Below are 24,285 nucleotides of genomic sequence, written 5' to 3'. Positions count from 1 at the left end.
TCGGATAGCAGTGCCCCGTAACGAGTTTCACCGCTCGTTACGGGGCACTGTGCCGCGCTCTCGGTCATCGAGGAGCCGCCATGCGGTGCCGGCGAGTCCGGCCCGGGTTCGGTGGGGCGGCGATATGGCCGCCGATCGGTGCGTGATTCGGAACGGATTCGCGACGGATGGCGGCTGATCTCGCGGGCGACGGCGATGAGGATGATCTACATGAATCCGACCTGGAAGCATTCATCCCGTCTCTTCCGCGGATCGACATGGCCGAATCGCGATGAGTACCACCGACCTCGCCGAGACGAGGGAACGGTCCACCGGCACTGGATCCGGTGAACGAGGCGGCCGTGCACGAAGGCATCGAACGCCTGATGGCGGGCCGGACGGTGGTGCTGGTCGCGCATCGATTGCGGACGGTGCAACGCGCCGATCGCATCGTCTTCCTGGATGGCGGCCGGATCGTCGAACAGGGCACGCACGACGAACTCCTGCACCGCGATGGCCGCTACCGCCGAGTTCTGGAATGTCACCGTGACAGCTTGACCAGCCGATACCGACAATCGGTTATGCCAGTGCCCGTTTCACCAATGGGAACACCCACCCTCTATGGGTAACGTCTGCTTCGTTACCAAAGCGAAATAAGCAGACGAGGCATATGTCGAGAATTACCCAGCGCTTTACCCGACTGACCGCGGCCGCTGCTGCGGGTTTGATCGGACTCGCCGTGGCGGCACTGCCCGCACAGGCACAGCAGAGTCCAGACAACCCACAGTACGCGCCGACCATGCTCATTCTGGACGCGTCCGGCTCCATGCAGCGCCCCGATCCGGCGGGCACGATGATGGATGCTGCCAAGAACGCCGTGCGCAACTTCGTCGGTTCCGCGCCCGCGGATTCCAAAGTGGGACTGACCGTTTACGGCACAAACACCGGAAATACCGAGGCGGAGAAGGCATCCGGCTGCCGCGACGTCCGGGTCCTGCACAAACCCGAAACCCTGGACCGGACCGCATTGACCAGCGCGGTCGACGGGATCAAGGCCAGTGGTTGGACGCCCATGGGCACCGCACTGCGCCAGGCCGCCGAGACACTGCCCAAATCGGGACCGCGCTCGATCGTCCTGGTCTCCGACGGTGACGACACCTGCTCCCCGCCCGAGCCCTGTGAGGTCGCGCGTGAATTGAAAAAGCAGGGGCTCGATCTCATCGTGCACACCATCGGATTCGCCGTCGACGCCAAGGCCCGCGCCCAGCTGACCTGCATGGCACAGGCCACCGGCGGTACCTACAGCGACGCCGCCGACGGTCCCGCGCTCGAACGGACACTGCCGCGCATATCGTCCGGCGCCCTGCGTAATTACCAGGCCGTCGGCATCCCGATCACCGGTGCCCCGACCTACGGCGCGGCGCCGGTCGCAACCCCGGGTCAGTATCTGGACACCATCGGGCAGAAGGAAAAGCGTTACTGGGCAGTCGATGTCCCGGCGGGTGCGACCGCGTATTTCAGTGGCACCCTTTCCTTTCCACGGCTGCGTGATATCTCCTCGACCGACGATCTGAACTCGCTGCAAATGCGGGTCTACGGTGCGGACGGCGAGGACTGCAATGTCTTCGAATTCGAGAGCTCCACCAAATCCAGTGACGGCGTCGCGCTCACCGTGGCCAAGGCCTTCGACGGTGCGACCAAGGAACGCAAGGGCAACAGCAGCTCTGATAAATGCAAGGGCGGCGGTCGCTACTACTTCCAACTGACCTGGGAGAAGGTGTCCGCCGACGTGCCGGAACGACTTCCGATCGAGCTGATCGTCGGTATCGAACCGGCGGTGACCGATGCCGGTCCGGTCGCGGTCGTACCGCCGACGACCTTCGTCGAACCGAGCGGTGCGGGTACGCCCGTATCCGGCGGCTCGTCGTTCACCGTGGCCGGTACGCTGCCGGGCGGCGGTCGCTATACCGACACGCTCCAACCAGGCGAATTCGTGTTCTACCGCGTGAGGTTGGACTGGGGTCAGGGTCTGGCGTATCGAGTTCGCTTCGGGGCCAATGGCGGTCGCGGACTCGACAACCTGTCCAATGTCCGGACCACCCTCTACAGCCCGATCCGCGAGGAGATCGATTCGGACTTTGCCTCCTATACCGGCACCGAGTCCGTGCTGCCGACGGATAAAGCGATCGCCACAGTTCCGATTCGGTACAACAACCGCAAGGCCGATCAGCTGGAGTCACGGCGCGAGGCGGTGGCCGGTTGGTACTACATCGCCGTCAAACTCGGCTCGACCTTCGAACAGAGCGAAAACCGCCCGGTGTCGGTGCAATTGGATCTGACCGTGACCGATACCAAGGAGAGCGGTCCGACGTACGCGAGCACGATCGGCGATGGCGTTTTCGGTGAGAAATCGACCGGCGTGAAGACACCGACGAGCCGCACACCCGGTGCGGCCCCCGCGGTGGCGGAATCGAGGGCGTCCGAATCGAATTCGTCGACCGCCGTGATCGCGATCGCCGTGATCGGCGTTGCCATCATCGGCGTGGCCGGTGTGCTGATCGGATTGCTCGTGGCACGCAGGCGACGCGGTTAGCGGAAGGCCCGCTGACGCCAGCGGGGATGGCAGCCGGCGGAGCCGGCGGGGTGGGTAAATATTGGTGTCAGCGGGCTGCTTCGAGACCGAGCTTTCCGGCAAGGCGGGTCAGGTATGCGCGCACGTCATCGGCATCGCGATCCGGCAGGCCGAAAACCGCTTCGGTGATGCCCAATTCGGCCCACTGCGCGAGCTGCGCCGCATCATGACGTCCGGCCAGCGCGATGATCTCCGGGCTGCCCTCGCGCTCGTGTTCGCGCCAAACCCGGTGCAGCAGTTCGATTTTCTCCCCGAGGCCGTCCTCGGTGGGGGTGGTGAGCCAGGCATCGGCATTCTTGGCCAGCCAGGTGAACGACTGCTCGGTGCCGGCCGCGCCGAGAATCACCGGAATCCGTTTCTGCACCGGCTTGGGCCAGGACCAACTCGGCCCGAAATTCACGAATTGCCCGGCGAAGCTGGCTTCCTCCTCCGACCACAACGCGCGCATGGCATCCAGATGTTCACGCAATACCGTCCTGCGCTTGTTCGCGGGCACCCCGTGATGCGCCATTTCGTCGGTATTCCAACCGAAACCCACGCCGAGGCTGACCCGGCCGCCGGACAGATGATCCAGCGAGGCGAGGGTTTTGGCCAGGGTGATCGGATGGTGTTCGGCGGGCAGAGCCACCGCGGTGGACAGCGTGATCCGGCTGGTCACCGCCGCCGCGGTGGCCAGCGCGACCCACGGGTCCAGCGTGCGCAGATACCGATCATCGGGCAGGCTCGCATCCCCGGTGCGCGGATGCGCCGCCGCCCGAACCACCGGGATGTGGGTGTGTTCGGGCACGTAGAAGGCGTCGAATCCGGCTTGTTCGGCGGCTGCGGCCGCATCGGCGGGCGTGATGCCCCGGTCACTGGTGAACAACACAATTCCGTACCGCACCGTGCACGCTCCCATCTGCAAATTAGAACAAGTTCTATCACTTTTCTCGGCTCCGACCAAGTGTCCGGACAACCGTCTGGCCACTGAATGGTCCCTCGGACCACCACGGATGCGAACCAAGGCCTCGGTTGACTACGGTCGCGCTCATGGGTCCGGACACATTTCCAGGAGGAGACGACACCGCCCCGGGCGACCAGGCGGCCAGGCGGCCGCGACTGCGCTTCCTCCGCGCACCCCGCATTCCGGTCGTCAAACAGGCGGTCGACCTGCTGGTCGCCGACCGTCCCGCTACCGCCGACCACATCGTCGCCGCGCCGACGCCGCTGCAGCCGATCGATCTCACCGACGATGCGCGCGTCGCCGAGGTGCTCGATCTGGCCGTGCGGGTGGGCGAGGTGGTGCTCGCCTCGGGTACCGGTGTCAACGACACGATGACCCAGGTGCGCTTCATCGCCGCCACCTACGGACTGGCCCGCTGCGATATCGACGTCACCTATGACGCGATCAGGATCTGGGCCGACCGCGGTCCCCTGCTGCCGCCCGCCAGCACCATGCGGGTGGTCAAATACCGCTCACTGGACCTCACCCGCCTCGCCGCGGTCGACCGGCTCACCCGCCGCATCCGCAATGAGGTCGTCCCACCCGGTGACGCGCGTGCCCGCTTGGACGCGATCACCTCCGCGCCGCATCCGTACCACCGCTGGGTGGCCACCTTCGGCTGGTCGCTGCTCGCCGCATCGATCGCGGCGTTGCTCGGCGGCGGCTGGCTCGTCGCCGCGGTCAGCTTCGGCACCACCCTGGCCATCGACCGCGTCAATCGCGTCCTGAATCGCTACGGTCTGCCGTTCTTCTTCCAGCATGTGGTGGGCGGCGCTGTCGCGGCGACACCGGCGCTGCTGCTGGCAACCCTGGCGGCAACCCTGCATATCGATGTCGACCCGACATTGGTCATCGCCGCCGGAATCACCGTGCTGCTCAGTGGATTGCAGCTGGTCGGCGCGGTGCAGGATGCGATAACCGGCGCGCCGATCACCGCGACCGCCCGCATGCTCGAGGTCATGATGATGACCGGCGGCATTATCGCGGGCATCGCGATGGCACTGCGGGTCGGCGATATCCTCGGCGCCACGATTCCGCCGGTCTATCTGACCTCCAGTCGCGATATCACCGATCTGCCGATCAAGATCGCGGCCGGAGCGGTGGCCGCGCTGGCGTTCGCACTGGCCTGCTACGCCGAGCGTCGCGCGCTGGCCGCTGCCGCATTCGGCGGTGCCGCGGGCACCATCTGTTTTCTGCTCGTACAGCATCTCGGTTTCGGTCCGGTGATCTCCTCCGCGGTCGCCGCGACGCTGGTCGGTCTCGCCGGTGGTCTGATGGCGCGCCGAGCGCTGACTCCCCCGCTGGTCGTCGCGCTCGCGGGCATCACCCCGCTGCTGCCGGGTCTGAAGGTGTATCGCGGGCTCTATGCGCTGCTCAACGACGAACTGCTGATCGGAGCCAATCAGGTGCTCGCCGCGGTCGGCGTCGGTTGCGCGCTGGCCGCGGGTGTCACCCTCGGCGAGTGGTTCGACCGCACCGTGCGCAGGCCGCGCATCCTGAGCCGATTCGGCTCGATCCGCCGGCCGGTCATCGTGCGCATACGCCGACTGCCGCGACATCCGCATCGCCGGGAATCCGGCCGTCGATCATGATGCACAGGTGGCTGCCAGGGTCAGCCGGTACGGTTGTTCGAATTAGTTAGGGTGCCCAATGCCCTCGCTCGTCAGATAGTGAGGTGGTTCAGAAATGTCGGATACGGTCCCGTTCTCCACGGCGATCCGCACCGCCACCGCACAGCAGCATGAGGAAGCGGAAAACTCCTCGTTCATCGGTGACATGCTCGGCGGCGAACTCGGCATCGACTCCTACCACCGCTACACCGCCCAACTCTGGTTCATCTACCACGCCTTGGAAGACCGCTGGGACGCCCTGGCCGATGATCCGATCGCGGGTCCGTTCATCCGTACCGAACTGGCCAGGACCGCGGAGCTGGAACGCGACCTCGCGCACCTCATCGGCCCCGACTGGCGCGCGGCCCTCGAAGCGCTGCCCGCCACGGCCGCCTACGCCGCCCGCATCGACGAATGCGCCCGCGAGTGGCCCGCCGGGTACATCGCGCACCACTACACCCGCTATCTCGGTGACCTGTCGGGCGGCCAGGTCATCCGGGGGACCGCCGAGAAGTTGTGGAATCTCCCGCATCGCGGCGACGGTGTCCGCTTCTACGTCTTCGACGCGCTCGGCAATCCGGCGGCCTTCAAACGCGAATACCGCGGTCTGCTCGACCAATTGCCGCTCGACGATCTCGAACGCCGCCGGGTGCTCGACGAGGGACAGCGGGCCTTCGCGCTGAATACCGCGGTATTCGCCGAACTCGCCGCCGAATTCCCGGCCCGCCGCCCCAGCTGAGTCTCAGTACGCACCCTCCCCGCGCGCGACCGCGCCGATCGTCTTGGCGATCAACAGCAGATCCAGGATCATCGACCAGTTCTCGACATAGGACAGGTCAAGGCGCACCGCATCCTCGAGCGATAGATCCGAGCGTCCGCTCACCTGCCACAGACCGGTTACGCCCGGCTTCACCAGCAGCCTGCGCCGCATATTGCCGTCGTAGGTGTCGACCTCGCGCTGCACCTGCGGACGCGGGCCGACCACGCTCATCTCGCCGCGCACCACATTGAGGAACTGGGGTAGCTCGTCGAGGCTGAATTTGCGAATGACCTTGCCGATCGGAGTGATTCGCGGATCGTCCTTCATCTTGAAGAACACCGGATTGCCGCCATTCGCCTCGATCAGCGCCGCGGCATTGCGATCGGCGTCAACGTACATGCTGCGGAACTTGATCATCTGGAAAGGCTTGCCACCGCGCCCAATTCGTTCCGAGCGGTAGAAAACCGGACCGGGACTGGTCAGCTTGACCAGCATCGCGATGCCGACCATCGCGGGCAGGATCGCGAACAGCACCGCGCCGGCGAAGCACATATCGAAGACCGCCTTACCGGTCGACTTCGCACGGTCGTACTGCGGTTTGGCGATGTGCAGCATCGGCATGCCCGCGACCTGCCGGTTGGTCTGCCGGGTGCCCGCGATATCGACGACCCCGGGCGCGACGATCAACTCGATGCCGAGCGGATCGAGATCCCATGCCATCCGGCGCAATTCGACGGGTCCGAGGTGATCGGTCGCGGTCACCGCGACGGTATCTGCCCCACTGCGGCGCACCGCGTCGAGCACCGAGCGATCGTCGCCGACCACCGAGAAGGACTTTCCGGATGCCCGGATCGCATACTCGGTCGCGTCGGTGCCGCCATCCGGAATGCATACGCCGACAACCTGATAACCGGAATCCGGATCGCGGGAGAAGGCGGTCGCCATCGCCTGCGCCGCCTCGGGCCAGCCGACGACGAGTACCGAGGTGCGGTATTCGCCCTCGCGCCTGCGTCGCTGTCTGGTGTGCAGTCGCCGGAGCAACCGGCTGACCATCAGTCCGACCAGACCCAGCGGCAGCGCGATCGCGAGATAGCCTCGCGCGAACTCGATCTGGAAGATCAGCGACATGATCGCCAAGGCCCCGAACAGTCGCAACGTGGCCGAAACCAACCGCCGATACTCTTCGGACCCGGACCCCACCACCTGTGGCGACCGGGAATTGCATGCCGCGAGGAAAGCGAGCCAGGTGAGCGCGAGCAACACCGAGACAACGGTGTAGCCGATCTCGTACGGCATGGGCCAGGCCAGTGGCGGCGCGACGGGGCCGCCGAACCGGATCAGTTGTGCAAGGCCGACGGCCACGGCGATCACCGCGAAATCCGTTGTGGCCAGGCGCCGTACATACTCCGCCTGCCAACGTTCGCGCTCAGATCGCGGCAGGGTCGGTGACGGGCCTGCGAGATCCAGGTCGTCATCGTCGGTGAGCTCGTAGCTCATTGAACAAACACCTCCCCCTGGGAGTTTTTCGTTGCCCCCGATCCCCGTCGACCGGTCCCCTCGACGCAATCCGACCGCCCGGGTGTTCCTTCAGTCGGCGGTCAGAAGGTGATTGTTACAGAACACAATCCACTCCACACGCTGAACAGAAAGCGCCGCAGGGTATTCCACGGAGTAGCCAACATTCGAACGGTCGGTTTTTCGACCCTTGACACAAATGCGTCGCCGGGAAAAGTCGGCAGGTGGCGCACCCGCGCCCACACCAGATGGAAGTGACGATGGGGGCTCCGCCACCAAGAGCGTTGTTTGCCCACCAGATGCCCATGGTTGGAGCGACCCCTGAATCGTCCGAAAACCGCTACCACACAATCGATTCCATGAGCCGTAAGCAAGCGATTCGCTGTAACGTCTCACTTGATCGCGCCGACGTCATCGGCATGCCGGTAATTCGCCGGGGCCGATCCACGCGGCAGGAGGCAGGGGGCCAGGATGCGTTGTCGACTTTGTGATTCCGAGCGTTTGTCGAGTGTGCTCGACCTCGGCGCCACACCGCCGTGCGAGAAATTTCTCGCGGTGGACGAACTCGATCTTCCCGAGCCGACCTATCCTCTACATCTGCGGATCTGCGAGGACTGCCTGCTGTTGCAGATTCCCGCATTGATCACGCCGGAGGAAACCTTTACCGAATACGCGTATTTCGCCTCGTATTCCGATAGTTGGGTACGGCATGCCGAAGTCTTCGTTTCCGAAGCTGTCAAAAAGCTTGACCTCGAGACCGATTCGTTCGTGGTCGAGGTCGCCAGCAACGACGGGTACCTGCTGCGGCATGTGGTCGCCGCGGGCATCCCGTGCCTTGGCATCGAACCCTCGGTGAATGTCGGCGCGGCCGCGCGCAAACTCGGCGTGCCGACCGAAACCGCTTTCCTCGACGAGGAATTCGCCAAGCGGATCCGCGCCCAGCACGGGCCCGCGGACCTGGTCGTCGCCAACAATGTCTACGCCCACATCCCCGACCTGCGCGGATTCACCCGCGCACTGCGCGAACTGCTCGCCGATGACGGCTGGCTCTCGATCGAGGTGCATCACGCGCTGAACCTGATCGAGCTCGGCCAGTTCGACACCATCTATCACGAACATTTCCAGTACTACACGGTGCTCTCGGCCCAGCGCGCACTGGCCACTGCCGGATTGGCCGTGGTGGATGTCGAACTGCTTGCCACCCACGGTGGTTCGATCCGGCTGTGGGCCCGGCCGGAGTCGGTCGGGGACGCACCGAGCAGCCGGGTGCGCGAGGTGCTGCACCGTGAGCAGACCGCAGGCCTGCACCGCCCCGAGGGCTACCGGCACTTGGAGACCAGCGCGCGGCAGGTCCGTCAGGAGCTGCTGCGGTTCCTGCTCGACGCGCGTGCACAGGGCAGGCGGGTGGTCGGGTACGGCGCGCCCGGCAAGGGCAACACTCTGCTCAACTATTGCGGGATCCGACCCGACCTGCTGAGCTATACGGTCGACCGAAATCCCTATAAGCACGGGCGATTCACCCCGGGCACCCGGATCCCGATCTATCCGACAGCACGCATCGATCTCGATCGACCCGATGTGGTGCTGGTACTGCCGTGGAATCTCGAGGCCGAGATCACCGCACAACTGAGCCATATCGCCGAGTGGGGCGGCGAACTGGTCTATCCACTACCGACTTTGCACAGCGCCGTGCTCGGGGAAACGAAGAATGCTGAATCGAGGGGAAGGCACGCGCGATGAAGGTTGTGCTGTTCTGCGGCGGGTACGGGATGCGGATGCGCGACGGCTCCGACATGCTGCCCAAGCCGATGCAACTGGTCGGTCCACGGCCGCTGCTGTGGCATGTGATGCGCTATTACGCGCACTTCGGCCACAAGGATTTCATTCTGTGCCTCGGCTACGGGGCCGAGCACATCAAGAACTTCTTCCTCACCTACCAGGAGTCGGTCTCCAACGACTTCGTCATCCGCGACGGTTCGGTGGAGTTGCTGCGCACCGATATCAGCGACTGGTCGATCACCTTCGTCGACACCGGTCTCGACTCGGCCATCGGCGAACGGCTGCGCCGGGTGCGCCCGTATCTGGAGGGCGAGCAGACTTTCCTGGCCAACTATGCCGACGTGCTCACCGACGCACCGCTCGACGAGATGATCGAGCGCTTCGACGCCTCCGGCGCGGCGGCCTCGATGATGGTGGTGCCGCCGCAGCAGTCGTTCCACTGCGTCGATATCAAGCCCAATGGCGAGGTCAAGGAGATCCGGCCGGTTTCGTCGATGCCGCTGTGGGAGAACGGCGGATACTTCGTACTCCGCCACGAGGTACTGGATCTGCTGCCGCCCGGCGGTGATCTGGTGGCCGACGCCTGCGGCAGGCTGGCCGGACAGGGCCGGCTCTACGGCTATCAGCATCTGGGCTTCTGGAAGCCCGCCGACACCTTCAAGGAACGCGCCGAACTCGACGCGGCATACCGATCCGGCATCCGCCCGTGGATGGTCTGGGAGAAACAGTTCGCATGATCGCGCTGACCACCGGGTCACTGACCGAGATCGCGGTACTCGGCGCACACTGCGATGACATCGCGATCGGCATGGGCGCGACGCTGCTCACGATGGCGCGCAAGCATTCCGGGCTGCGGGTGCGCGCACTGGTGCTCACCGGTGCGGGCACGGTGCGCGAGGACGAGGAGCGGGCCGCGCTGGCCGCGTTTTGTCCGAACGCGGATCTGCGCGTGACGGTGCTCGACCTGCCCGACGGCCGAGCACCCGCGCACTGGGACCGAATCAAGCAGGCGCTGGCCACCTTCCGCGCGAGCATCGAACCGGACCTGGTCTTCGCAACGCAGCGCGGCGACGCACATCAGGATCATCGGCTCCTCGCCGAACTGGTACCCACCGAATTCCGGGACCATCTGGTGCTCGGCTACGAAATTCTGAAGTGGGAGACCGATACGCCGACCCCGACCGTATTCGTGCCGATATCAACGGAATGCGCCGAGGAAAAGGCGCGGCTGCTCCAGAAGCACTACCCTTCTCAAGTTGGGCGGGACTGGTTCGACGAGCAGTCGTTCACCGGTCTGTCCCGGCTGCGTGGGGTGCAATGCCGGGATCGGCATGCCGAAGCATTCGTTGTCGACAAGGTCGTCGTCGATTTGGGTCTGTCATGACTATTGGAGCTCAATTGACTGCCGAAGACACAGGCATGCGTGTACTACTTACCGGACATCAGGGTTATCTCGGCACGGTCATGGCACCGGTGCTGCGCGCCGCGGGCCACGAGGTAGTCGGGCTCGATGCCGGATTCTTCGCCGATTGCGTCCTCGGCCGACTGCCCGGCGATCCGCCCGGTCTCGCGGTCGACCTGCGCGATGTGACCGTCGATCAGCTCACCGGATTCGATGCGGTGATCCATCTCGCGGCGCTGTCCAACGATCCGCTCGGGGCGCTCGATCCCGAAATCACCTACGCGATCAATCATCACGCGTCGGTGCGGCTGGCCCGGCTCGCGAAAGAGGCTGGGGTGCGGCGGTTTCTATACGCATCGACCTGTTCGGTGTACGGCGCGGCGGGCGAGGATCTGGTCACCGAGGACGCCCCGCTGCGTCCGATCACGCCCTATGCCGAGAGCAAGGTGCGGGTCGAGGACGATGTCGCGGCACTGGCGGACGCTGGCTTCACACCGGTATTCCTGCGCAACGCAACAGCATTCGGCTTCTCGCCGCGGCTGCGCGCGGATATCGTGCTCAATAATCTGGTCGGGTACGCGGTGCTCACCGGCGAGGTCAAGGTGCTCTCGGACGGGACACCGTGGCGGCCGCTGGTGCATGCCGACGATATCGCCAAGGCCTTCGCTACCTGCCTGACCGCGCCGCGCGCGGCGATCGACTGCCGGGCGTTCAATATCGGCACCGAGGCGAACAATCTCACGGTTGCCGAAATCGCCGAGGCCGTGGTGACGGCAGTGCCGGGCGCCCGGCTGTCCATCACCGGCGAGAGCGGCGCGGACCCGAGGTCCTATCGCGTCGACTTCTCCGCCGCCCGTTCGGTTCTCGGCTATCGCGCCACCTGGACGGTGGCCGCCGGGGCCGAGCAGCTGTATCGCGAATACACCGCCAGGGGACTGACCAGTGACGATTTCTTCCGCCGGTTCACCCGGTTGCCACATCTGGAGAAATTGCGGGAGACCGGGGTGCTGGACGCGTCGATGCGCCGGATCACCGCGGCACGGCAAGTTTCGTGAGCGAACGTCAGCGAGTGAACCATGGGCACAGCGCGCATGCTGCGCACGGACGGAGCCGAGCGTCAGCGAGGCAGAGTCGTGAGCAGCTGGCGCCAACTACCGGCAGCTCGGTCGCGGGCCGAGACCACGGTGACCGGCAGCGGCCAGGCGATGGCCAGCTCCGGATCGTCGTAGGCGACGCCGATATCCTCGGCTGGATCGTGCGGACGGTCGATCCGATAGCAGACATCGGCGGCCGCGGTCAGCGCCTGGAAGCCGTGCAGGAAGCCCGGCGGCACGTAGAGATGCCGGAATTCGGTGTCGTCGAGTCGAAATGCCTGCTGCCGCCCGAAACTCGGCGACTCCGGCCGGATATCGACGAGCACGTCGTGCACCGCGCCGTGCGCGCAGCGCACCAGCTTCGCCTCTCCGCGCCTGGAGCGTCCGTGCATGCCCCGGATGACTCCGCGTGCCGAACGGGATTGCGAATCCTGCACGAAGGCGGCCGCCGTACCGGGTACGCCGAGGTAGGCGTCGAACTCCGTGGCATCGAAGGTGCGGGTGAACAGGCCGCGGTCGTCCCGGAAGGGTTCGGGCACGAGCACCAGGACATCGGCGAGATCGGTGTGTTCGATACGCACCAGGCCATCGTGTCATGAACGGGACGGTCCCGGGTCGCGGTTGCCGCGGCTGCTCGAGTTCCGAACTCACTCCGGTGCTCGATCTCGGTAAAGTTCCTGCCGCCGACCACTTTCCGCTCGCGGGCAGTGCGATCGAAACCACCGAGATCGCGCATCCGCTGCGCATGGATGTCTGCGGTGCCTGCGGGCTGGCGCAACTGGCCGATGACGACACCCGCACCGCGGAGCCGCGCGGTATCGAACCGCAGGCGCTGCGCGATCAGGCCGCTGACGCGGTGGCACGGGTGGCGCGCGCCGGTCTGTTGCGCGGGCGGACCGCGCGCGAATTCGGCAGTCCGCACGGCGGTACCTGGCTGCCATTGCTCGCCGGACGCGGGTTCGAATCCGTCGACGGGGTCGCCGATGTGGTGCTCGACTGCTTCGGCATCATGCACGAGCCGGATCAGCGTGCCGCCTTCGCGCAGCGGGCCGCGGCGACCGCCCCGACGGGTCTGCTGCTGCTCCAGTACCACTCGCTGGCCACCATTGTCGCGGCAGGTCAGTGGAATGCATTGCGGCACGGGCATTTCGCGTACTATTCGCTCGGCGCACTGCACCGATTGCTCGAGGCCGCCGGGATGAGTGTGGCAAGGGCGTGGGAGTTCGATCTGTACGGCGGCACCGTCCTGATCGGCGCGGTGCACGGCACGGTCGAACCGGACGAATCCGTGCGCGCGATTCGCGCCGCGGAAGCCGGATACACCGATCTCGTTGCGCTACAGGGCCTTCAGCGCACGACCGACGAGCATGCCCGGCTCCTGCGCCGTTGGCTCGAGGCGATGGCGGCGCGCCGCAGACGGGTGTACGCCTACGGGGCGGCATCGCGCGCGGTCGCGCTCTTCAGCATTGCCGGCGTGCACCGCGGACTGATCGCCGCGGTCGCCGATGCCTCACCAGCCAAACAGGGCCGCCGGATGCCGGGCACCGATATACCGATCATCTCCCCCGCCGAACTCGTCTCCGCCCGACCGGATTTCGTGCTGCTGACATTGCGCGATCTGCTCGCGGAGGTCCGTGCCAGGTTTCCCGAACTCGACGGCCGCTGGGTCGTCGACGATCCGGCCGGTCCGTCGGAAGGGCGGTGACCATATGCCGAGAGTTCGCTACGTCGTAGCGGGATCGGCATCGGCGTTGCGCGTTTTGCTGTAGAGACATCTGTTATTGGGAAACCTGAGGGGAAATACTGATGAGGGAGAACACACTCCGTAGCCGGAGTCTGCGCGCGTTCATACTGGCCTCGGCAACGGCTTCGGGTCTGGCCTTTACCACCGGCGCCGCATCCGCGGCGATCGATAGCACCAGTCAGATCGTCGATCGGCAGGATCGGACGGTCGAGGCGATTCAATCCGATACCCGGATCGATTTCGTTCCAGCGCTGGACGGCAATCCGCTGACCCGCGAGTGGTTCCACAACGGGGAGGCCTCCTACCGCATCTCTGGACCGAACGCCCAGGACTGGTCGGGCCACATCACGGTCGGATACCAGGTCGGATATCCGGCCACGGTAAACGGCCGGATCCGGTTCCAGTGGTACACGCCGGACCTCGGTCTCGATCTCGGTGGCGCCGACGGCTCGGCGCTCAAGCTCAACGGACTGATCCCGCGCGCGGGCGTCGAGCTCGAGGTGGGTTTCGGGCCCGGCATCCAGACCTTCGAATGCACGGGCGGCGACGTCTCCGGCTCGGAGGGCTTCATCCGGATGTCCGGCTTCCACGGCACCGTCACCGGCGTGCTCGGTCAGACGACCATTCGCCCGTTTGTGCGGGTGATCAGCGCCAACGGTGATGCGGTGTACACCTACGGCAGGCTCTGGACCATCTGAGTCGGCAGTGCTCAGCAGTGTGGCGTCCGGTCATCGGGCGCCACACTGCTGTGTGGGCACCCTGGGGTGAGAATTGCCCACCCTCGGGTTTGCTGGGCGATCCCTGAGGTCTCTGTTCCACGGGGCGCGGACACCGGAAAGTTGTTCGTGTTCCCGTTCCCGATCTCTCGGAGGAATCCCCCCTATGCAGCCGAGCTACGTCCACCAGGTCCGTCGGCAGGTATGCGAATACGGGGATACGAGGTCCTACACCTATCTGCGTGAGGTCGGTCGCGAGTTCGCCGAGGAGATCGTCACCTACCGCGAACTCGATCGCGATGCCAGGGCCGTGGCCGCTTGGTTGGCGACACGTCGAGAAGCCGCGCATCCGGTCGTGCTGCTCTATCAGGACGGCATGGCTTTTCTACGGGCTTTTCTCGGTTGTTTGTACGCCGGTGTCGTGGCCGTGCCGGCGCCGCTGCCGCACTACGAGAGCAGCGCGCAGCGGGTGCGCGGCATAATCGCGGACTCCGGTGCCCAGCTGGTGCTCACCAGCGCCGATGTGCGACCGCTGGTCGCTGCGGCCACGACCGCGACCGTCGTCGCCACCGACGATCCGCTCGGCGACCCGGACGCCTGGCGCATGCCCGACATCGATTCCGCAACGATCGCCTTCCTGCAGTACACATCGGGTTCGACGGGCACACCGAAGGGTGTCGTCGTGACGCACGGCAACCTCATGCACAACGAGACCGCCATCATGGCGATCGGACTGGATGACTCGACGACCGCCGTCAGCTGGATCCCCCATTTCCACGATATGGGGCTGATCGGCCTGCTGCTCGCGGTGGTCTACGGCGGCGGGAATCTCGTATTCATGGCGCCGACGACCTTCCTGAAGCGTCCGGTCCGCTGGTTGCAGGCCATCGACAAATACCGGGCAACCATCACTGCCGCACCGAATTTCGCGTACGACCTGATCCTCCGGCGGGTCAGCGACGAGCAGTTGGCCGAACTCGATCTCAGCACCCTGACGATCGCGCTGTGCGGGGCCGAACCGGTCCGTGAGCGGACCGTGGCGGCGGTGCTCGAGCGGTTCGCGCCGGCCGGTCTGCGGCCCACGGCATTCCTGCCCGCCTACGGCCTTGCCGAAGTGACGTTGCTTGCCAGCGTAGGAGCGGTCGATGCGGCGCCGGTCTACCTGGACTCCGAAAACGGCGCCCGGATCGTCGGCTGCGGTTCACCTGCCCGCGGTCTCGATATCCGCATCGTCGACCCGGACACGCGAGAGCAGTTGCCGGACAGCACGGTCGGTGAAATCTGGATCCGTGGTGACAGTGTCGCCGCAGGCTATTGGAACCGTCCCGCCGAAACCGTGGACATCTTCGACGCCCATATCGGCACCGAGGGACCATTCCTGCGCACCGGTGACCTCGGTCTGCTGCGCGATAACGAGTTGTTCGTCACGGGTCGCCGCAAGGACCTGCTGATCATGAACGGCCGCAATGTCTATCCCCAGGATGTCGAAGAACTGGTGCAAGAGCTGCATCCCGCGCTCGCCGACAGTACCGGTGTGGCCGTCGCCGTGGACGCGGGCGGACGGGAGCGAATGGTCGTGGTGCAGGGCGTGCAGCCCGCACGGCTCGGTGGCTCGACGCTCGCCGAGCTGACCTCCTCGATCAAGGTCGCCGTAGCCCGCAGTTTCGATGTGCCCGCGCCGAATGTCGTTCTGGTAGAGCGCCGAGCGGTACATCGCACCACCAGCGGCAAGGTGCAGCGCGGCTCGATGCGCGATGCCTTCCTCCAGCACCGCATCGAGGGCGTACTGCACGAGGATCTCGAACCGGCACTCAACCGAGCACTGACCGTCTGAATCAGGAGTCGAACTTGTTCACCACCAATACCTTTGCCCGCCCGACCACGATCGAGGGCTGGCTCGTGACCCGCATCGCCGACTACACCAACCGCGCCCCGCACCAGGTGGATCCGGCGGTCCCGCTCGCCGAACTCGGCCTCGACTCCGTTTCCGCGGTGAGTCTGTGCGGCGAGATCGAGGACCGCTGGGAGCTCGATCTCGACCCGACCATGGTTTTCGACTACCCCACCATCACCGATATCGCCGAATTTCTGACCACCGAACTCGCCGAAGTCGCATGACGGATATCGCCATCGTCGGCCTGGATTGCCGATTTCCGCAGGCACCGGATCCCAATGCGCTGTGGCAGATGCTGCTCGACGGACGCGACGCCATCTCAGAGGTGCCCGCGAACCGCTGGCACGCCGACGACTTCCACGACCCCGCCGGTGCACCCGGCACCATCAATACCCGTAGCGGCGGATTCATCGAAGACGCGGACGCATTCGACCACGAATTCTTCGGTATCGCGCCGCGCGAGGCCGAGGCGATGGATCCGCAACAGCGCCTGCTGCTGCAGGCGACCTGGCGCGCCTTCGAGGACGCCACACTCGATCCGCGGGCCCAGTCCGGTTCGCGCACCGGGGTTTTCGTTGGTGTGATGGCCAACGAGTGGGCGAACCTGCAGATGAGCGATTACTCCGCGATCACGCCGCAGCACGGTTCGGGCAACGGGTATTTCATGACCGCGAACCGGCTGTCCTATCAACTCGATCTCCGCGGTCCGAGTATCGCGGTCGATACCGCCTGTTCGTCATCGCTGGTCGCGATCCATCTCGCCTGTGGTGCACTGGCTTCCGGCGAATGCGATCAGGCGGTCGCCGGTGGCGTGAACCTCGTCCTCACCCCGGCCGTCGGTGTGTTCTACACCCAGGCGGGCCTGTCCGCGCCCGATGCCCGCTGTAAACCGTTCAGCGGCAACGCCGATGGGATCGTGCGCGGTGAGGGCGTCGCCGTGCTCGTGCTGCGGCGTCTGGCCGATGCGGTGGCCGAGGGGCTGCCGGTGTACGCGGTGATCAAGGGCAGCGCGGTCAACTCCGACGGCCGCAGCAACGGCATCACCGCGCCGAACCGGTGGGCACAGCAGCAGGTGATCACCGAGGCGTATCAGCGGGCCGGTGTCCGACCCGAGGACGTGGACTTCATCGAAGCACACGGCACCGGAACGATTCTCGGTGACATGATCGAGGTCAAGGCGCTCGGCGCACTGCACGGGGTGAACCGAGCCGAACCCTGCGGCATCGGTTCCATCAAGGGCAATCTCGGCCACACCGAGGGCGCTGCGGGTGTCGCGGGACTGATCAAGGCGGCGCTCGGTCTGCACCACGGTGTGGTCGCGCCGACGAGATTCGCCGACCAGGAAAACCCCCGGCTGCGGATGAGTCACCATGGTCTGCGCCTGGTCGCGGAACCGATGCCGCTGCACCGACCGGCACTCGGCGGAGTCAGCAGCTTCGGGATCGGCGGCACGAATGCGCACATCGTGCTAGCGAGCGCACCCGCGAAGCACGCTCCGCCGGCGTCCGGTGGTGGCGTACTCACGCTGTCGTCGAATGATCAGGAAGGACTGCGGCACAACGCACTTCGACTCGCCGATGCGTTGGCGACGGTACCGGAGGATCGGTTCGCGCAGCTGTGCTGGACCAGTAACCAGGTCAAATCTTCCGGGCGCACTCGAATGGCGGTTGTCGCGACCGATCGTGGCGACGCTATCGCACGCCTGCGGGGCGAACCCGAAATCGGTGTGGCACAAACGGTCCGCACCGGATGGATGTTCACCGGTCAGGGCTCGCAATTCGCCGGTATGGCACGGGCATTGGATGCGGCGAACCCGTTGTTCCAGCACGCCCTGTGGGCGGTCGACGATTGCATGATCGACCACCTGGGTCGCTCGGTGCACGACCTGCTGCTCGATGAGAGCACCGATATCGACCGCACCGACCTCGCACAACCCGCCATCTTCGCGATGGAATACGCACTCGCCCGGTCACTCGCCGACGCGGGCGTGCGGCCGGCATGGCTCATCGGGCACAGCATCGGCGAATTCGCGGCCGCGGCCGTCGCGGGAGTTTTCGACCTCGACGACGCGTGTCGGCTCGTGGTCGCGCGCGGACGGCTGATGCAGCAGTTGCCGACGGGCGGCGCGATGCTCGCGGTACGCGCGGCCGAGGACAGGGTGGCCGATCTGCTCGCCGAGGAACCCTTGGTTGCGGTCGCCGCCGTCAATGGTGCGGCAGATCTCGTGCTCTCGGGTCCGGCCGTGGCGATCGAGCGGATTCGCGCGGCACTCGACGCGCGTGCGGTGATCACGAAGGCGCTCAATGTTTCCCATGCGTTCCACAGCCCGCTGATGGAGCCGATGCTGGCGGAGTTCGAGGCCATCGCCCGGGATTGCGTCTATCGTGCAGCGAATATTCCCGTCTATTCGACCGTGCGCGGCCGCCTGCTCGATGCTTCCGAACTCATGGACGCCGCGTACTGGACCGAACACGTCGGTGCCACCGTCCGATTCGCCGACGCTGTGGCGGCGGCACTAGGCACCGAGCCCAGCCATATCATCGAGGTCGGCCCGCGAAAGGTGCTGGCGGCGCTGGTCGGCCGGATTCGGCCCGAACCGGCGGCGCACTGCCTCGCGCCCAGCCCCGGACCGGGTGCGACCGGCGCCGAATTCGCGCAGACCCTTGCCGCGCTGTACCGCGACGGTTTCACCCCCGATTGGGATCGACTCTACGCATCGGCGCAACGAGTCCGTCGCCGCCTGCCGACCTACGAGTTCTCGACCGAACACCGATTCTGGGTCGGACCTCCCACCCACACAACGACTTCCACAACTTCTGAGGCAACAACCACTATGGATCAATTGATCGCACTCTTCCGCGAGCAGGCCGCCGTATTGGCCAGTGTCGCGACGGGATCCACCGAGATCCGGACACCGGACACCGAGCGGTCGGCGGTCAGCCCGGAGGCGATCGCCGGCATCGTGCGCGCGGAGGTGGCCCGGATCAGCGGCTTCCCGGCAGACCTATTGCGGGACGACCGGACGATCACCGACGGCCTCGGACTCGATTCGATCATGCTCACCGACCTGTTCGGCGGACTCGTCCGCAAACTTCCCGGACTGACCATCGATCCGAGCTGGTTCACGGCGGCGACGACACTGGGTGATGTCATCGGCTATGTCGCGGATCAGGTCATTGGTGCGCCCGCACCCGCCGCGCCGGAACCCGAGCGCGTCACCGTCACGCCGGAGTATCGGATCTCCGACTTCGCCGAGGTGCGGGCGATCGCCGATCGGCTCTCCGGCGGCGAGGCACTCGGGCTGTCGAATCCGTACTTCCTGATCAACGACGGCGTCACCCGGGAAACCTCGGTGATCGACGGCGCACCGGTGCTCAACTTCTCCAGCTACAACTACCTGGGCCTGTCCGGTCATCCGGCGGTCGTGACGGCAGTTCAGGATTCGGTCGCCCGCTACGGCAGTTCGTGTTCGGCCAGCCGCGTGCTCTCCGGCGAGAAGCCGGTGCACCGCGAACTGGAGGCCGAACTAGCCGGGTTGCTCGGCACCGAGGACGCGATCGCACTCGTCGGTGGCCATTCGACCAACGTCACGATCATCGGGCACATTGTCGGGCCGGAGGATCTGGTGATCCACGACAGCCTCGCGCACGACAGCATCCTCCAGGGTTGCAAACTCTCCGGTGCGACGCGGCGGCCGTTCCCGCACAACGACCATGCGGCACTCGACCAACTGCTCACCGAAATCCGGCACCAGTACCGCCGTGTGCTGATCCTGATCGAGGGCGTCTACAGCCAGGACGGCGATATTCCGGATCTGCCCGCGATCATCGAGGTCAAGCGGAAGCACCAGGCGCTGTTGATGATCGACGAGGCGCACAGCATCGGGGTGCTCGGCGCCTGCGGCGGCGGGATCGGCGAATACTTCGGCGTAGATCGCGGCGATGTCGAATTGTGGTCGGGCACCATGTCGAAGGCGCTAGCCGGTTGCGGTGGTTATGTGGCGGGCAGCGCCGAGCTGATCCGCTTCCTCAAATACACCACACCGGGATTCGTCTACAGCGTCGGCATGACCCCGATGAACGCGGCCGCATCGGCGGCGGCGATCCGGCAGCTGCGCACCGACCGCACACCGCTGGATCGCCTGCGGCACAACGCACAACTGTTCCTGCGCCTGGCTCGCGACGCGGGTATCGACACCGGTGACAGCGGGGACACACCGATCATCCCCTGCATCATCGGCGACTCGATGCAGACGCTGACACTGTCGAACGCGCTGCTCCGCCGCGGCATCAACGTCAACCCGATTCTGTATCCGGCAGTCCCGGAAAACCTTGCCCGCCTGCGCTTCTTCGTCACCGCATGCCACACCGAGGACCAGATTCGCGACACGGTGAAGATCCTGGCCGAGGAGCTGGCCCTACTTCGGTCGGCTGTCTGAGCGGTATCGTCGCCCGCGCACGGCCGCTGCGCCAATGCCTGATCGAGCAGGTCGGGCTCGGTATCCGGATCGCCTATCCGGCCGGTCGCTCCGCCGCGATGGCGAGATCCTTATCGCCGCGTCCGGAGAGGCCGAGTACCACGATCGAGTCGGCGGGCAGGTCACCGCGTTCGGCCAGTTCGAGGACATACCCGACGGCGTGGGCGGATTCAAGGGCGGGAATGATGCCTTCGGTGCGAGTGAGGGCGTGCAGGCCGCGCAGGGCCACGGCGTCGGTGGCGGTGCGGTAGGTGACGCGACCGATGTCCTTGAGGTAGCTGAGTTCCGGGCCGACGCCCGGATAGTCGAGGCCCGCGGCAATGCTGTGCGTCGGCGTGACCTGTCCGTCGTCGTCCTGCAGCAGATAGCTGTAGGCGCCGTCCATTTCGCCGGGACTGCCCGCGCTGAGGGTGGCGGCGTGAACCCCGGTTTCGACGCCGAGGCCAGCGGCCTCGACACCGATCAACCGAACGTCCGGTTCATCGATGAAGGGGTGGAACAGGCCGATGGCATTGCTGCCGCCGCCGACACACGCGACGAGGTAATCCGGTAGTCGGCCTTCGGATTTCAGGATCTGCAGTCGGGTCTCGCGGCCGATGACGGTTTGCAGATCGCGCACGATCATTGGATACGGTGCCGGCCCGGCCGAGGTGCCGAACAGGTAGTGCGTGGTGTCGAGGTTCGACACCCAATCGCGGACCGATTCGCTGATGGCCTCCTTGAGTCTGCGGCTGCCGGTCTCCACCGGACGCACCTCGGCGCCGAGCAGCGTCATCCGCATGACATTGGAGGCCTGGCGATGCATATCGTGGGCGCCCATATAGATGACGCACGTCATGCCGAGCATCGCGCAGACGGTTGCCACCGCGACTCCGTGCTGACCGGCGCCGGTCTCGGCGATGATCCGGGTCTTGCCCATCCGCTTGGCCAGCAATCCCTGGCCCAGTGCGTTATTGATCTTGTGCGCACCGGTATGGGTCATATCCTCGCGTTTCAGATAGACCCGCACGCCAGGCACCGCGAGCAACTCGGCGAAGCGCGGCACCTGATGCAACAGCGTGGGACGGCCGACCCGGGTGCGCAGCAATTCGCGGAGTTCGTCGCGGAATCCGGCGTCGGCCCGCGCCAGCGCATACGTCTGTTCCAATTCCAACAGCGCCGCCATCAGACCTTCGGGAACATACCGGCCGCCGAACTCACCGAACCGCCCGCGCGCGTCCGGAAGTGTGCTCGATAGCAGCGCGCCCCGAGACACATGATCAATAACCATCCACACCAACGCTTCCTGCCGCGAGTCCCCAGCAACCTGTCTACTTCGACTCGCCGCAGTGCGCGCGCCCGCAACGGATTAGTTAACAGACTCTTTAGTTTGCCGAATCGGGATTCACCACATCGGCGGCCCGGCGAAACTGCCAGTTCATGTGTCAGACCAGCAAATCCGGGCGATTGCGGACCGTGGCTACCGTGCGCACCCGCAGGCGGTGCAATGCCGCCTTGGCCAGGCGGGCATCACCGGCCAGCACATCGCCGCGGTGGACCAGCTCGGGGTAGTCGTTGGCGATGCGGTGATGGAAGCGATACATGTCGGTCAATTTGCTGACCGTGGAGGTCTGGCTGCACAGGTTGAACGACGAATTGCGCCAGGCGGCCAGGATTTCGGTCATCCCGAAGAAGGCGCCGAAGGACGAGACCCGCGCGAACAGGTCGACATCCATGGGAAAGACCAGGTCACCACGCAAACCGCCGACGCGGTCGTAGTGCTCGCGGTAGAACATGGCCGCCGCTGTCGGTCCGAAGTCGGCGGGGCCGCGGCGCACGATGGTGCGCGCCAAGGCACGTGGGGTCTGTCTGCCGAGCAGCCCTGCCAATCCGAGTTCGGTCTCCAGCACCTCCCCCGCCTCATCGATCACCTCGAAACGGCTGGAGGAAATGGCGATCGACGGATCGGTCATCACCTCGAGTTGGGTGGTGATCGCAGCGGGACGCAGTACATCGTCGGCGCAGACGACCTTGATGAGTTTCCCGGCGCAGGCTCGGATCGCCTTGTCCCAGTTGTCGCCAATGGCCAGCACGGTGTCGTTGCGCAGTAATCGGATTCGTGGATCGTCGAACGATGTCGCGACCTCCGACGTATCGTCGGTACTCGCATTGTCCAGGACGACCAGTTCGAATTCCGCATCCTGATCGAGGATCGATCGCAGGGTTGTGGCGAGCGTCCGGCCGGAGTTGTAGGCCGGAACGCAGACCGACAGCATCGTCACCACAGCTATCCCCCTGATCGTGGGACCGGCCGAACCGGTCCGTTTTCCACCAATCCGAATACTCGTGCCAAGCCACTCCGGCCCGCATCGATCTGTTCGACGGCCCGCTGTTGCAGTGGATCCCGGAGCGCAGCTGCATCGTCCCACAGCTCGTCCAGCGCCAGGGTCAATTCCTGTTCCAGTTCGGGATCGTTCAGATGCACCACACGCAGTCCGGTCCCGAACATCTGCGCCAGCCCGTGGAATTTGTCGTCGTAATACTCCGATGCGGTGATACCGACCGCCGGAATCCCCTGGGACAGCGCGAAGACCGCCAGATGATAGGCGCTGGTCACCAATACACGACACCGCCCGACCTGCCGGGCGACATCCACCGGGGTACCGCCGCGACCGACCGGCGGCAGCGCCTTGTCCGCCCCGGCCAGCAGCGGCAACGTCGAAAGCCGGTCCTCTGAGGCGTATTCGGAGATGATCAGCGGCACCAGCCCGGCATCCAACTCCGCGGCGCGGGTGCGCACCACCTGACCGACGATCCCCTGGGCTTCGAGGCTGACCTGCGCATAGTCTGCGACACGCAGACAGACGCCGATCTCGGTGCCGATCCTGGCATCGCGACTGCGATAGGCGAATTCGACCGCATCGTCACCGGTGACTAGCACCCGATCCGACTCGACGCCGAATTTATCGAGCAACTCCGGGCCGCGCCGCCCTTCGCGCAGCGCGACGAAATCGACCTTCGGCAGCACCTCCTCGGCCCGATGGACCAGATAGGGGTCGCGCATCGGTCCCATGCCCTGACCGATCAGCGCCGTCGGAATGCCGCGCGCGGACGCGTATTCGAGCAGGTTCAGGGTGCGGTGCGCCTGATAACGGTCGACATCGGTCAGATAGCCGCCGCCGATCGCGAGTACCAGCGAGGCCTGTTCGACCGCCGCCGGAATCTCCACCGGGAATTCGAGTTCCGGTGCTACCGGATTCGTCGCGGCATCATCGGACTCGCCGCGACCGCGGGTGCGGATGGCGCGCAGCCGATCCTTCGGTCCGTCCGTGCTCGCCCGCCACCACAATGCCGCCGGGCCAACCACTTTCGTGCCCGCGGCACGCGATAGCACTCCTTGCCAGCCGTCGGATCCCCAGCGCCAATCGGGCCCGCAGATCGGCTCGGCCTCCGGCACCAGCCCCTGTAGTACGCCGGGCTGATGGGTCAGCACACCGATGCGCGCCCGCGGCCAATGCGCGCGGATCCGCTCGACGGTGACCACCATCATCGCGATATCGCCGCGATTGCGCAGCCAGTACTCGCCGTTCTCGACGAGCACTCGGATCTCACGTTCGGCGACATCGATGTGCTCAGCCACAGACCCCTTGGTCCCCACTGTCCTAGTCCCTCCCGCTGGTCCCCCGCGGGTCGGTCCGCGCCCGGCACGAACTCGATGTGAA

19 protein-coding genes are annotated in these 24,285 nt (G+C 65.7%); 12 read left to right on the top strand and 7 right to left on the bottom strand.

The window, feature by feature from the left end:
• Window positions 1-206 precede the first annotated feature (206 nt).
• Window positions 207-524, bottom strand: a complete 318-nt coding sequence (locus ACFYOW_RS27835; protein ID WP_387292736.1) for a hypothetical protein — start codon at window positions 522-524, stop codon at window positions 207-209.
• A gap of 125 nt (window positions 525-649) precedes the next feature.
• Here ACFYOW_RS27835 and ACFYOW_RS27830 point away from each other — a divergent pair, with 125 nt between their 5' ends.
• Entirely contained in the window at window positions 650-2,572 is a 1,923-nt protein-coding gene (locus tag ACFYOW_RS27830; RefSeq protein ID WP_387292734.1) for a VWA domain-containing protein, read from the top strand.
• 67 nt (window positions 2,573-2,639) lie between these two features.
• On the opposite strand, the gene ACFYOW_RS27825 is transcribed toward ACFYOW_RS27830, so the two are convergent.
• A complete protein-coding gene (locus ACFYOW_RS27825) occupies window positions 2,640-3,494 on the bottom strand; it encodes a TIGR03619 family F420-dependent LLM class oxidoreductase (RefSeq protein ID WP_387293222.1) in 855 nt (284 codons plus the stop codon).
• A gap of 239 nt (window positions 3,495-3,733) precedes the next feature.
• Between ACFYOW_RS27825 and ACFYOW_RS27820 the strand changes: the two genes are divergently transcribed.
• Together ACFYOW_RS27820 and ACFYOW_RS27815 are read left to right on the top strand one after the other, a co-directional pair.
• Window positions 3,734-5,185, top strand: coding sequence for a threonine/serine exporter ThrE family protein (locus tag ACFYOW_RS27820; protein ID WP_387293220.1), 1,452 nt, complete (start codon window positions 3,734-3,736; stop codon window positions 5,183-5,185).
• A 94-nt stretch (window positions 5,186-5,279) separates the two neighbouring features.
• Window positions 5,280-5,942 (top strand): heme oxygenase (biliverdin-producing), encoded by a 663-nt coding sequence (locus ACFYOW_RS27815; protein ID WP_387292731.1) that lies wholly within the window; start codon window positions 5,280-5,282, stop codon window positions 5,940-5,942.
• Between the two features lie 3 nt (window positions 5,943-5,945).
• On the opposite strand, the gene ACFYOW_RS27810 is transcribed toward ACFYOW_RS27815, so the two are convergent.
• Entirely contained in the window at window positions 5,946-7,460 is a 1,515-nt protein-coding gene (locus ACFYOW_RS27810) for a sugar transferase (protein WP_387292729.1), read from the bottom strand.
• Between the two features lie 489 nt (window positions 7,461-7,949).
• On the opposite strand from ACFYOW_RS27810, the gene ACFYOW_RS27805 reads away from it, so the two are divergent.
• From ACFYOW_RS27805 to ACFYOW_RS27790, 4 genes are read left to right on the top strand one after another with little or no spacing between them, the layout of a single operon-like run.
• Entirely contained in the window at window positions 7,950-9,218 is a 1,269-nt protein-coding gene (locus tag ACFYOW_RS27805) for a methyltransferase domain-containing protein (protein ID WP_387292727.1), read from the top strand.
• Window positions 9,215-9,994: a glucose-1-phosphate cytidylyltransferase gene (locus ACFYOW_RS27800; protein WP_387292725.1), complete on the top strand. Its 780-nt coding sequence runs from the start codon at window positions 9,215-9,217 to the stop codon at window positions 9,992-9,994. Before ACFYOW_RS27805 ends, ACFYOW_RS27800 begins: the two co-directional genes overlap by 4 nt.
• Window positions 9,991-10,641 carry a PIG-L deacetylase family protein gene (locus tag ACFYOW_RS27795; protein ID WP_387292723.1) on the top strand — a complete coding sequence of 217 codons (651 nt, stop codon included), beginning with the start codon at window positions 9,991-9,993 and terminating at the stop codon, window positions 10,639-10,641. The genes ACFYOW_RS27800 and ACFYOW_RS27795 overlap by 4 nt, the downstream gene beginning before the upstream one ends.
• Window positions 10,642-10,676: 35 nt before the next feature.
• Window positions 10,677-11,714 carry an NAD-dependent epimerase/dehydratase family protein gene (locus ACFYOW_RS27790; RefSeq protein ID WP_387292721.1) on the top strand — a complete coding sequence of 346 codons (1,038 nt, stop codon included), beginning with the start codon at window positions 10,677-10,679 and terminating at the stop codon, window positions 11,712-11,714.
• A gap of 62 nt (window positions 11,715-11,776) precedes the next feature.
• Here ACFYOW_RS27790 and rfbC read toward each other — a convergent pair whose 3' ends face one another.
• Entirely contained in the window at window positions 11,777-12,334 is a 558-nt protein-coding gene (gene rfbC, locus ACFYOW_RS27785; RefSeq protein WP_387292719.1) for a dTDP-4-dehydrorhamnose 3,5-epimerase, read from the bottom strand.
• Between the two features lie 14 nt (window positions 12,335-12,348).
• Here rfbC and ACFYOW_RS27780 point away from each other — a divergent pair, with 14 nt between their 5' ends.
• The 5 genes from ACFYOW_RS27780 to ACFYOW_RS27760 all read left to right on the top strand — a co-directional run bounded on the left by ACFYOW_RS27780 (window position 12,349) and on the right by ACFYOW_RS27760 (window position 20,545).
• Window positions 12,349-13,458, top strand: a complete 1,110-nt coding sequence (locus tag ACFYOW_RS27780; RefSeq protein ID WP_387292717.1) for a class I SAM-dependent methyltransferase — start codon at window positions 12,349-12,351, stop codon at window positions 13,456-13,458.
• A gap of 101 nt (window positions 13,459-13,559) precedes the next feature.
• Window positions 13,560-14,195 (top strand): MspA family porin, encoded by a 636-nt coding sequence (locus ACFYOW_RS27775; RefSeq protein ID WP_387292715.1) that lies wholly within the window; start codon window positions 13,560-13,562, stop codon window positions 14,193-14,195.
• A 184-nt stretch (window positions 14,196-14,379) separates the two neighbouring features.
• Window positions 14,380-16,047, top strand: coding sequence for a fatty acyl-AMP ligase (locus tag ACFYOW_RS27770; RefSeq protein WP_387292713.1), 1,668 nt, complete (start codon window positions 14,380-14,382; stop codon window positions 16,045-16,047).
• Window positions 16,048-16,061: 14 nt separating this feature from the next.
• Window positions 16,062-16,331, top strand: coding sequence for an acyl carrier protein (locus ACFYOW_RS27765; RefSeq protein WP_387292711.1), 270 nt, complete (start codon window positions 16,062-16,064; stop codon window positions 16,329-16,331).
• A complete protein-coding gene (locus ACFYOW_RS27760; protein WP_387292709.1) occupies window positions 16,328-20,545 on the top strand; it encodes a type I polyketide synthase in 4,218 nt (1,405 codons plus the stop codon). Before ACFYOW_RS27765 ends, ACFYOW_RS27760 begins: the two co-directional genes overlap by 4 nt.
• Before the next feature lie 73 nt (window positions 20,546-20,618).
• Here the strand turns inward: ACFYOW_RS27760 and trpB are convergent, their stop codons facing one another.
• From trpB to ACFYOW_RS27745, 3 genes are all read right to left on the bottom strand, one after another.
• Window positions 20,619-21,854, bottom strand: a complete 1,236-nt coding sequence (gene trpB / locus ACFYOW_RS27755) for a tryptophan synthase subunit beta (protein ID WP_387292707.1) — start codon at window positions 21,852-21,854, stop codon at window positions 20,619-20,621.
• 154 nt (window positions 21,855-22,008) lie between these two features.
• Entirely contained in the window at window positions 22,009-22,839 is an 831-nt protein-coding gene (locus ACFYOW_RS27750) for a glycosyltransferase family 2 protein (protein WP_387293218.1), read from the bottom strand.
• Window positions 22,840-22,850: 11 nt separating this feature from the next.
• Window positions 22,851-24,203: a polysaccharide pyruvyl transferase family protein gene (locus ACFYOW_RS27745; RefSeq protein ID WP_387292705.1), complete on the bottom strand. Its 1,353-nt coding sequence runs from the start codon at window positions 24,201-24,203 to the stop codon at window positions 22,851-22,853.
• Between the last annotated feature and the right edge of the window lie 82 nt (window positions 24,204-24,285).

It is taken from the genome of Nocardia sp. NPDC006982, from assembly GCF_042869435.1.
GTDB lineage: Bacteria > Actinomycetota > Actinomycetes > Mycobacteriales > Mycobacteriaceae > Nocardia.
The sequence above is the reverse complement of the archived record's forward strand: the minus strand, read 5'-3'. Positions and strand labels throughout refer to the sequence as shown.